This window comes from Pseudoalteromonas sp. SR44-8 (genome assembly GCF_014163635.1).
GTDB classification, from domain to species: Bacteria; Pseudomonadota; Gammaproteobacteria; order Enterobacterales; family Alteromonadaceae; genus Pseudoalteromonas; species Pseudoalteromonas rhizosphaerae.
In genome coordinates this window covers 1-10,500 of the sequence record NZ_JACJDS010000063.1, presented here as the reverse complement: position 1 = coordinate 10,500, position 10,500 = coordinate 1, and the positions used below count along the sequence as shown (strand labels likewise).

At 42.0% G+C, this 10,500-nt stretch carries 9 protein-coding genes; 4 read left to right on the top strand and 5 right to left on the bottom strand.

The annotated features are described in order from the left end of the window. Positions 1 to 291: 291 nt before the first annotated feature. Positions 292 to 1,443: a methionine adenosyltransferase gene (gene metK, locus H5183_RS20920; RefSeq protein ID WP_149981353.1), complete on the bottom strand. Its 1,152-nt coding sequence runs from the start codon at positions 1,441 to 1,443 to the stop codon at positions 292 to 294. A 274-nt stretch (positions 1,444 to 1,717) separates the two neighbouring features. Here metK and tkt point away from each other — a divergent pair, with 274 nt between their 5' ends. The 4 genes from tkt (at position 1,718) to H5183_RS20900 (ending at position 6,130) form a co-directional block, all read left to right on the top strand. Beyond that, positions 1,718 to 3,709 (top strand): transketolase, encoded by a 1,992-nt coding sequence (tkt, locus tag H5183_RS20915; protein ID WP_182732626.1) that lies wholly within the window; start codon positions 1,718 to 1,720, stop codon positions 3,707 to 3,709. 193 nt (positions 3,710 to 3,902) lie between these two features. Continuing rightward, a complete protein-coding gene (locus H5183_RS20910) occupies positions 3,903 to 4,214 on the top strand; it encodes a pyrimidine/purine nucleoside phosphorylase (RefSeq protein ID WP_145235187.1) in 312 nt (103 codons plus the stop codon). A gap of 181 nt (positions 4,215 to 4,395) precedes the next feature. After that, positions 4,396 to 4,752 carry a ribosome hibernation-promoting factor, HPF/YfiA family gene (gene hpf, locus H5183_RS20905; RefSeq protein ID WP_145235189.1) on the top strand — a complete coding sequence of 119 codons (357 nt, stop codon included), beginning with the start codon at positions 4,396 to 4,398 and terminating at the stop codon, positions 4,750 to 4,752. A 205-nt stretch (positions 4,753 to 4,957) separates the two neighbouring features. Further along, entirely contained in the window at positions 4,958 to 6,130 is a 1,173-nt protein-coding gene (locus H5183_RS20900; RefSeq protein WP_145235524.1) for an NRAMP family divalent metal transporter, read from the top strand. 154 nt (positions 6,131 to 6,284) lie between these two features. Here H5183_RS20900 and yacG read toward each other — a convergent pair whose 3' ends face one another. The 4 genes from yacG to H5183_RS20880 all read right to left on the bottom strand — a co-directional run bounded on the left by yacG (position 6,285) and on the right by H5183_RS20880 (position 9,935). Then, on the bottom strand, positions 6,285 to 6,515 hold the full coding sequence (gene yacG / locus H5183_RS20895; RefSeq protein ID WP_145235191.1) for a DNA gyrase inhibitor YacG: 231 nt from the start codon (positions 6,513 to 6,515) through the stop codon (positions 6,285 to 6,287). Between the two features lie 67 nt (positions 6,516 to 6,582). Continuing rightward, positions 6,583 to 8,262 carry a type IV-A pilus assembly ATPase PilB gene (gene pilB / locus H5183_RS20890; protein WP_145235193.1) on the bottom strand — a complete coding sequence of 560 codons (1,680 nt, stop codon included), beginning with the start codon at positions 8,260 to 8,262 and terminating at the stop codon, positions 6,583 to 6,585. 139 nt (positions 8,263 to 8,401) lie between these two features. After that, positions 8,402 to 9,034, bottom strand: a complete 633-nt coding sequence (gene coaE / locus H5183_RS20885; RefSeq protein ID WP_182732625.1) for a dephospho-CoA kinase — start codon at positions 9,032 to 9,034, stop codon at positions 8,402 to 8,404. Between the two features lies 1 nt (position 9,035). Further along, entirely contained in the window at positions 9,036 to 9,935 is a 900-nt protein-coding gene (locus H5183_RS20880; RefSeq protein WP_310736416.1) for an A24 family peptidase, read from the bottom strand. Positions 9,936 to 10,500 lie beyond the last annotated feature (565 nt).

Sequence of the window (10,500 nt, the reverse complement as noted above, 5' to 3'; positions counted from 1 at the left end):
CTAAATAAAGCGCTAACTGCGTTATAATTTTTTCAAGTAGAACAACTACATGTCAAAATTTACGCCTTGTTATCACTGTATTTATCTGTCGCTATAAATGGTCAGTAACTTAACACGATTGGTATCACTTTCTAGAACCTAGCTTTAATTGCGCGGGGTAAACCCGCGACTATGTCTGGTAGCAGCGAGTTTACCTCGCGACAATAACCTAGGCATTTACAACAATATAATCAGCAGGCATAAAAAAAAGCGCCAATTGGCGCTTTTTCTACATTTACATAAAGGCTGATATTAAAGACCAGCTGCTGCGCGAAGTGCGTCTGCTTTATCTGTGCGTTCCCAAGGGAATTCATCACGACCAAAATGCCCGTAAGCTGCAGTTGGTAAATAAATTGGGCGCTCAAGATCAAGCATTTTAATTAAGCCATATGGACGTAAGTCAAAGTGTTCGCGAATCAATTCAATTAAACGTGATTCTTCAAGCTTGCTGGTACCAAATGTTTCAACACTTATTGACGTTGGCTCTGCAACACCGATTGCGTAAGAAACTTGTAGCTCACATTTGTCAGCAAGGCCGGCAGCAACGATGTTTTTAGCAACGTAACGTGCAGCGTACGCAGCTGAACGGTCAACTTTTGATGGATCTTTACCAGAGAATGCACCGCCACCGTGACGAGCCATGCCGCCATAGGTATCAACGATAATTTTACGACCAGTAAGACCACAGTCACCCATTGGGCCACCGATTACAAAACGGCCAGTCGGGTTAATGAAAAACTTAGTTGCACTAGTGATAAGCTCAGCAGGAAGTACTGGCTTGATGATTGTTTCCATCACAGCTTCTACTAAATCTTTTTGTGAAATGTCCTCACTGTGTTGAGTAGAAAGTACCACTGCGTCAATACCTACTGGCTTGCCGTTTTCATATGCAAAAGTAACTTGTGATTTTGCATCAGGACGTAACCAGTTAAGCTCGCCGCTTTTACGTACTTGCGCTTGACGCTGCACTAAACGGTGTGAGTAAGTGATTGGTGCAGGCATTAATACTTCAGTTTCGTTACATGCGTAACCAAACATTAGGCCTTGGTCGCCAGCGCCTTGTTCTTCTGGGCTAGTACGGTCAACACCTTGGTTGATGTCAGGAGACTGCTTACCAATCGTGTTTAAAATTGCACACGAGTCTGCATCAAAACCCATATCAGAATGAGTGTAGCCAATTTCACGTACAGTTTTACGTGTGATTTCTTCGATATCAACCCATGCGCTAGTAGTGATTTCACCACCAACCATAACCATACCAGTCTTTACGTAAGTTTCACACGCAACACGGGCATGAGAATCTTGTTCTAAGATGGCATCTAGTACCGCGTCAGAGATTTGGTCTGCGATTTTATCCGGATGACCTTCAGAAACAGATTCAGAAGTAAATAAATGTTTTGCCATTGTCTTTGCTCACAAATATTGCGCTTCACAAACGTCGGTAAGAGCGCTAAAAAATTTAGGGGCGTATTTTATCTAAAACAACGATAGTTGCATAGTTTTTTTACGCCTAGACGTCTAAATAAAATTACTAATAACTTTTTGTTCTTAAAAAAAATTCATAATGCCCAATTTAATCAGGTTTTTAATTGCATACAGCCCCTACAATAAGTAAGAATGGATCTTCAAATGAATACACACAATAACCAGCGCAAATACAGTAAAGGTAGGAGAATCCATGCCGTCTCGCAAAGAACTTGCAAATGCTATTCGCGTCTTATCAATGGACGCAGTACAAAAGGCCAAATCAGGCCACCCTGGAGCCCCTATGGGCATGGCTGATATCGCAGAAGTACTATGGCGCGATTATCTAAACCACAATCCAACAAATCCAGAGTGGGTAGATAGAGATCGATTTATACTTTCCAATGGCCACGGTTCAATGCTTATTTATTCTCTATTGCATTTAAGTGGTTATGATTTACCAATTGAGGAAATTAAAAACTTCCGTCAAATGCATTCAAAAACACCTGGCCATCCAGAATATGGGTATGCGCCAGGTATTGAGACTACTACGGGCCCACTTGGTCAAGGGATCACTAACGCGGTAGGTATTGCGATTGCTGAAAAAGCATTAGCCGCGCAATTTAACCGCGAAGGTCACGATATTGTTGATCACCACACATATACTTTCTTAGGCGATGGTTGCTTAATGGAAGGTATTTCTCATGAAGCATGTTCACTTGCCGGCACATTAGGCCTAGGTAAGCTTATTGCATTTTGGGATGACAACGGTATTTCAATTGATGGTGAAGTTGAAGGTTGGTTTAGCGACGATACACCTGCACGCTTTAAAGCCTACGGTTGGCATGTAGTAAGTGACGTTGATGGCCATGACTCAGACGCTATCCGCGCAGCTATCGAAGAAGCACGCAGCATCACCGACAAACCAACACTAATTTGTTGTAAAACAGTTATCGGTTATGGTTCACCAAATAAATCAGGTAGCCATGATTGTCACGGCGCACCACTAGGTGAAGACGAAATCAAAGCAGCACGCGAGTTCCTTGGTTGGACTGGTGAAGCATTTGAAATCCCAGCTGATATTTATGCACAATGGGATGGCAAAGAAAAGGGTAAACAACTTGAAGCTAACTGGGATGAAAAATTTGCCGCGTACTCCGCTGCACACCCAGAACTAGCCGCTGAATTTAAACGCCGTACTAGTAGTGAGTTGCCAGCAGATTGGGCTGAAAAATCACAAGCATATATTGAGCAACTAGACGCAAATCCAGCAAACCCAGCATCACGTAAGGCATCGCAAGACGCACTGAATGCATTTGGTCCATTACTGCCTGAATTTATGGGCGGCTCAGCTGATTTAGCCGGTTCTAACCTGACTCTTTGGAAAGGCTCTAAAGGCTTAACACGCGATGATGCCAGCGGTAACTACATCTATTACGGTGTGCGTGAGTTTGGGATGTCGGCGATTATGAATGGTATTGCATTGCATAAAGGTTTTATTCCTTACGGCGCAACTTTCCTAATGTTTATGGAATATGCACGTAATGCTGTTCGTATGGCTGCACTTATGAAAGTGCCAAGCATTTTTGTATACACCCACGATTCAATCGGTTTAGGTGAAGATGGTCCAACTCACCAACCAGTAGAGCAAATTGCTAGCATGCGTTTAACGCCAAACTTAGTTAACTGGCGCCCGTGTGACCAAGTTGAGTCTGCGATTGCATGGCAACAAGCGATTGAACGCCAAGATGGTCCAACATCACTTATCTTTACTCGCCAAGGCCTTGAGCAACAAACTCGCTCAGCGCAGCAATTAAGCGACGTGAAAAAAGGTGGTTATGTGCTGAGCTGTGACGGCGAGCCTGAGCTTATCTTAATCGCAACTGGCTCTGAGGTGCAATTAGCACAAGATTCAGCCGCTGAACTGCGTAAGCAAGGTAAAAAAGTACGTGTTGTCTCTATGCCATCGACTGATGTATTTGATGCACAAGACGCTGCTTATAAAGAAAGTGTACTACCAGCTGCAGTTTCACGCCGCGTAGCCGTAGAAGCAGGTATTGCTGACTACTGGTATAAATACGTAGGTTTAAACGGCGCTGTAGTAGGTATGACCACCTTTGGTGAGTCAGCACCAGCTAATGAGCTGTTTGAGCACTTTGGCTTCACGGTAGAAAACATCGTAAACAAAGCAAACGAATTGTTTTAACCTTAAAGGTTAAAATGTAAAAAGCCCGCACTGTGTTAAACGCAGTGCGGGCTTTTTTATACAGAGCTGTAAGCTTTAAGCCGTCAGCTATGAGATGCCCATGAGTATTTTTCACATCACTACACTTGCATGCTATGCGTCCTTAAGGCAATGTGGTCGCAGTTAAATTATAAATCAAAGAACAGGAGTGAGGATGTCTCAGTTTGATAATGTAAGTGTTGTTAAAACAGCGAACGTATATTTTGACGGTAAAGTATCAAGTCGTACCGTGGTTTTTGCTGATGGCAGCACTAAAACGTTAGGTTTTATGCAACCGGGTGAGTTTGAATTTGCTACGAGCAAAAAAGAATTGATGGAATTAAACGGCGGCCAGTGGGATGTATTACTCCCTGGTGAGACGAAATGGCAAACGATGTCAGCAGGGGAGTCTTTTAACGTTGATGCTAACGTTACCTTTCAAGTAAAAGTGACTGACTTTGCTGATTACTGTTGTTCGTATACTTAATATACAAATTAAGTGACACGCTGAAAGCCCGCCATGCGCGGGCTTTTGCATATTTAATGTGACTAAATTGATCTACATCAGCTGTAATAACAAATAAATTTCATATTTATGCTTTTCTGCCTTGTGTTAATCTAAATAGCCCCCAATACTAGTTATGAGGTAACATAAAAAAGGATACCCTATGAAAATTAATCTTTCTGGTCACCATGTTGACGTTACTGACTCTATTAGAGAGCACATCAACGAAAAATTTTCAAAAATTGCGAGTCATTTTCCATCTCTGATCGCACTAGATATCATTCTTTCAAAAGAGCATCATAAGCTCCAAGCAGAAATCAGTACCATATACGAAGGCGCGCGTTTATCCGTTAAAGGTGAGAACGAAGTTCTTTATCCAGCTATTGCAAACGCGGCTAAAAAACTCGATGCAGCACTAAAGCATCGTAAAGGCCAAATTAAAGCCAATTTACATGAAAAACCGGTGAGCACTACACCTGAAATTGCTCATGAAATTATTCAAGAAATGGACCTACGTTAAATAATAAAGACGCTAGATCTTAGGCAACTAGGATCTAGCGATTTACATCTAAAGGACTAGTCCTCTAAACCTCCGCTTTACTCTTTATTTCTTAATTAAAACGCTGTAACTTGCTTATTATTAACCATAAGTAATAAGTACACAGATGCAGTCAGCAGTATCAATTTGGCAAACTCGTTTAAACGCACTAGGTCCAGGTATTTTAATGGCGACTGCTGCAATTGGAGGCTCACATTTAGTGGCATCAACGCAAGCAGGGGCTATTTTTGGCTGGCAGCTATTTTGGTTAATCCTCGTTGTTAACGTGCTTAAGTATCCGTTTTTCCGCTTTGGTATCGAGTACACGCTAGCCACAAAAAAAAGCTTAGTTGAAGGCTATCAAAGTAAAGGCCCATGGTTTTTTTATAGTTTTATTGGGTTAAATATTATTGCTGCGGTGGTCAATACCGCTGGTGTGCTGCTATTAACGGCCAGTCTATTACACTACGCTTTACCCATTGCTATTTCAGTGACTTTACTGTGTTGGTTGATCCTCGCCGTTTGCTTAGTCATTTTATTACTCGGGCACTTTAAAGCACTCGATAACGTCGCAAAGGCTATTATGGGGCTACTTACACTAGCAACAGTCATTGCCCTAGCTATTGCATTTAGTAACGGCCCAATGGCACCTGCTGATTACGTTGGCCCATCTCCCTATGAACTTGCTATGCTGGGTTTTATGGTGGCATTGATGGGTTGGATGCCTGCACCGATTGAAATCTCAGCATTAAGCTCATTGTGGCTTAAAGAAAAGCAAAGTCAGCAAAGCGTGACTAAGGCTCAGGGGTTGTTTGATTTTAATTTAGGTTATTGGTTAACCGCAGGGCTGGCATTAGTATTCTTTTCACTTGGTGTGCTAGTGCAATATGGGCAAAGCGCGAATATAGAGCTCGGCGGCGTGGCATTTGCTAAACAGCTTATTGATATGTATGCCCTCACCATAGGTGAATGGGCACGACCATTAGTTTCAATTATCGCGTTTTTGTGTATGTTTGGCACAACTTTAACCGTGCTTGATGGCTACGCGCGCACATTAAACGAATCACACAAGTTATTAGGTTTTAAACAAAGTAAGCACAGCTTAAATATCTGGTTGATAGTACAATCTTTGGCGGGGATGGCGGTGATCTTATTCTTTAAATCAGCCCTTGGCCCTATGCTTACTTTTGCTATGACGCTAGCATTTTTGACTACGCCGATTTTTGCATGGCTGAACTTCAGCTTAGTTCGCTCAGTGCCAAGTATTCAGCATTCCAAAGTAATACAAAGCTTGAGCTGGTTAGGGCTGATTTATTTAGTTGGCTTTGCGTTGGTGTTTTTGGTTTGGAAGCTTGGTTAACAGCAAAGTAGTTAATTCGAGTTTGCGCGGGGTAAACCCCCGCCTACGTATTGGTAGCAGCGAGTTTACCTCGCCACGGGCTGCGAGCTTCGAATACACCCTAGCAGCTAGTCACTACCTAAAACCTAGCTTCTATTTTTCAATTACTTCAGGCTTACTTGAAAAAATCATCGTCGTTTTTAGCAAGCATAGCTTCAATATCTTCAATCATATCTTGGCTTAAATCATCTGCAGAGGTAATAGGTGCAGAGATTTTATTGTTTTCAAACGACCATTCGCCTAAATCAATTAACTGACAGCGTTTTGAACAAAAAGGGCGGTGCGGACTTTTTTCTGACCATTCGACTTCGTTTTTACACGTTGGGCAGCTTACAACTGTTGGCATAACATCTTCTCATACATATTGTTTACGATTTATAACTCTAAAACCTAGAAAGCTAGGTTTTAGGATCTTAAAAACTAGTTACTCGGTTTATCTCGGCTAATGAAGTCATACCGGCGGCAGCTTTTCTGAGGCCTGATAAACGCAAGTTATTAAAGCCTGACTTTAACGATACTTCAGCAATTTCTAGTGAATTACCGCCACGCATAATGATTTGCGCTATTTCTGGAGTAATCTGCATTACTTCATAAATACCCACACGACCTTTGTAGCCATCAGTGCAACTATCGCAGCCTTTGGGTGCAAATAAAGTGAGTTCAGTTATTTGTTCAGGGCTAAAACCTTGGCGTTGTAACTCTTCGTCCGGCAAGCTTTCTGGTGCTTTACATTTAGGGCATAAACGTCGAGCTAAGCGCTGTGCGATAATTAAGCTAATCGAGCTGGCAACGTTATAAGCAGGTACACCCATATTAAGTAAACGGGTTAGGGTTTCAGGAGCAGAGTTAGTATGTAAGGTCGATAATACCAAGTGACCAGTTTGCGCCGCTTTGATAGAAATTTCAGCGGTCTCAAGATCACGGATCTCACCTACCATCACCACATCAGGATCTTGACGTAAGAACGCTTTTAGCGCATTAGCAAAGGTCATCTCTGCACGCGGGTTAATTTGTACTTGGTTGATACCTTCGAGGTTAATCTCAACCGGATCTTCTGCAGTGCTGATATTACGCTCTGGTTGGTTAAGAATATTCAAACCAGTGTATAGTGATACTGTTTTACCGGAGCCGGTAGGGCCGGTAACTAAAATCATGCCTTGCGGTTGTTGCAGCGCATCCATATAGAGCTTTTTCTGCTCAGGTTCGTAACCCAGTACATCAATGCCAAGCATGGCACTGGATGAATCAAGGATACGCATTACTATTTTTTCGCCCCACAAAGTCGGCAGCGTACTTACCCGGAAATCGATACTTTTACGTTCGGTGATTTTAAGTTTGATACGGCCATCTTGTGGTTTGCGTTTTTCGGCAATATCTAAGCGTGCCATTACTTTTATCCGCGCTGATAAACGCGTGGCTAAGCTGTTCGGCGGGCTGGCCATTTCATGTAAAATGCCATCGATACGAAAACGCACGCGGTATTTATGTTCGTAAGGTTCAAAGTGTAAATCCGAGGCGCCTTTTTTAATTGCATCCATCAAAATTTTATTGATGTATACGATAATCGGGGCATCGTCTTTTTCGTCTTCGCCGTTGTTTTGTATTTCGCGAGGACCTTCGGTATCTAAATCACTAAATTCTTTAAATTCTTCATCACTTAAATTTAAACTGCCCGACGCATCAAGCAGTTGATCTATTTTGGCTTCAAGCTGGCGATAATCAACAACGACCACCTCACAAGCAAGCCCTGTACTGAATTCAAAGTTTTCAAAAGCACCATAATCAGTAGGATCCGACGCGGCAATGTAGAGTTTACGGCCTTTTTTAACTAAAGGTAGAATATGATGATCTTTGATCAGTTTTTCTTTAACAAGCTCTTTTGGGATCAGCTCGACGTCAAACTCACGTATATCAAAATAAGGCACTCGGAATAAGTCGATACATTGCTCGGCAAGTTCATGACCATCAATACCGCTGCATTTTGCGATCAACTCTGCTGTTGAGCCATACTCACGCTGTTTGAGTTTGACTGTTTCTGCGTCAATACGGCCAAGCGTAATAAACTTTCTAAGTAATGGTGAATTAATATTCATTGCGCACCTTGGTTAGATCCTTTCATAGCCAGCAATTTATCAGAAAAAAGAATGGTATAACATCAGTCTTGTCGATTTAAGGTAATTTGACAACAAAAAGCTAAAAAGTTTTTGTTTATCACAACCGTTATCATCTTTATTAGTTAACTTTAGCCGTTAGTTGTAAGTAGTTTTGATGAAGTTGCATTATATCCTGCTCAACTAAATGCAATGGGCGGTTGTTATCAATCACATCGTCAGCTCGATGGCGTTTATCCTCGCGTGACATTTGTGCGGCTATAATACTGCGTGCTTGCTGCTCAGAGGTGTTATCGCGGGCGATAGTACGCTTGAGTTGTATTTCTACAGGAACGTCAATCACTAAAGTGCGATCACAATATTGCTCAAGACCATTTTCAAATAACAGTGGTGCGACGAGCACCACATATGCGCTGTTTGCAGAGTGTAAATCAGTAAGGGTTTTTTCTCGGATCAGTGGATGCAGCAAATTATTAAGCCAAGTTTTTTGCGCTGTATCAGCAAAAATAATCTCACGTAATTGCGCACGGTTTAAACTGTCGTCGGGGTTTAGCACTTGGGCACCAAAATGCTCACTAATAGCAGCTAAACCAGGGCTATGCGGTTTGACTACTTGGCGTGCAATAATGTCAGCATCAACCACGGTAATAGCGAGTTTTTCAAACATGGCGCTAACGGCGCTTTTTCCGCAACCAATACCGCCGGTTAAGCCCAGCACCCAATTTTTCATCGCTTTATGAGTGGATGCATGCATATTAATAACCTAACAAATTAAAATAAAATACTTGGATTTGTGTGCCCCATAACAAAGTAACCCAACCGGCAATGGCTAAATAAGGCCCAAATGGAATTGGCGTGGCTTTATCTTTGCCTTGAATACTCAATAACGCGATACCAATAATAGCGCCTACTACACTCGATAATAAAACAATGGTGAGTAATGATTGCCAGCCAAGCAATGCGCCAAATACCGCCAGTAATTTAAAATCACCATAGCCCATGCCTTCTTTACCGGTGAGCAGTTTAAATAGCCAAAATACGCTCCAGAGGCTTAAGTAACCACATGCTGCACCAATAATGGCATCTGTTGGGGAGATAGTGATGCCCATTACCGCAGCAATTAATGCTAACCAGACTAAAGGTAAGGTGAGTTGGTCAGGCAGTAGCATATGATCAATGTCAATAAAGGTCAGGGCGACGAGCACCCAAGTAATTAAAATATACAGTAGTGCCTGCTCAGTCACGCCAAAGGTGTAGGCCACTATTAAGCTTAAAACCGCAGTAAGCATTTCAACAATTGGGTAACGTACTGAAATAGGGTTACTGCAACTAGCGCAGCGACCTTTTAACAATAACCAGCTAATAACAGGAATGTTTTGCCAAGGTTTAATTGCCGTTTTGCATTTTGGGCAAGTAGAGTTAGGCTTGATCAGATTAAACTCAGTTTCTGTATTATCAGCTTTTGTAGGTTTTAAATCGTCAGCCAGTAAAACACGGCATTCTGTTTGCCATTCACGCTGCATCATTATCGGCAACCGGTAAATAACTACATTCAAAAAACTGCCAATACACAGGCTCACTAAGCCAACAGTGAGTAAATAAAACCATAATTGGTTTTGCATAACAGTGATTATATCGAGAAAGAAATTTTGCATTCGCTAAAACCTAAAACCTAAAATCTAAAAACTACTAAAAGCTCGCACTTACGTGTATGTAGCAGCGAGTTTACCTCGCGACTGTTTATACATTTACACCGACAACCTATTTTACCACCGAGAGCACAAAGGCGCTGCGCGCTACACAGAGAAACCAAAGTAAAAAATCACTTATTTCTTCTCTGTGAACTCTGTGTTCTCGGTGGTGAATTAATCACTGATAGAACTTGAATCTAATTGCGCTGGGTAACCCCGCGCCTACGTATTGGTAGCAGCGAGTTTATCTGGCGACAATGAGATTATTTTCGCGGTGGCAAGCCACTCGCCTACAAGTAATGCCCACAGTCAAAAACCTTTCTGCACAAAGAGTAGAATGAGAGCAAATGAGAAAAGCGCAACTGACTTCGAATACACCCTAGCCACTTCCTAGAACCTATTTTTACAATTACTTCTTTAAAGCGCAGCGTTTCTTAATCTCTGTGGTGAATAAATCACTTAAATAAAAATTTTGTATTGCTTAATATAAATTAGGAACATTTTTGCTTACCGCTTACCGCTTACCGCT

What these genes read in the sequence shown, in the direction of transcription:
- metK (WP_149981353.1), bottom strand. Translation starts at nt 1,443, where the DNA reads ATGGCAAAACATTTATTTACTTCTGAATCTGTTTCTGAAGGTCATCCG.
- tkt (WP_182732626.1), top strand. Translation starts at nt 1,718, where the DNA reads ATGCCGTCTCGCAAAGAACTTGCAAATGCTATTCGCGTCTTATCAATG.
- H5183_RS20910 (WP_145235187.1), top strand. Translation starts at nt 3,903, where the DNA reads ATGTCTCAGTTTGATAATGTAAGTGTTGTTAAAACAGCGAACGTATAT.
- hpf (WP_145235189.1), top strand. Translation starts at nt 4,396, where the DNA reads ATGAAAATTAATCTTTCTGGTCACCATGTTGACGTTACTGACTCTATT.
- H5183_RS20900 (WP_145235524.1), top strand. Translation starts at nt 4,958, where the DNA reads ATGGCGACTGCTGCAATTGGAGGCTCACATTTAGTGGCATCAACGCAA.
- yacG (WP_145235191.1), bottom strand. Translation starts at nt 6,515, where the DNA reads ATGCCAACAGTTGTAAGCTGCCCAACGTGTAAAAACGAAGTCGAATGG.
- pilB (WP_145235193.1), bottom strand. Translation starts at nt 8,262, where the DNA reads ATGAATATTAATTCACCATTACTTAGAAAGTTTATTACGCTTGGCCGT.
- coaE (WP_182732625.1), bottom strand. Translation starts at nt 9,034, where the DNA reads ATGCATGCATCCACTCATAAAGCGATGAAAAATTGGGTGCTGGGCTTA.
- H5183_RS20880 (WP_310736416.1), bottom strand. Translation starts at nt 9,935, where the DNA reads ATGCAAAATTTCTTTCTCGATATAATCACTGTTATGCAAAACCAATTA.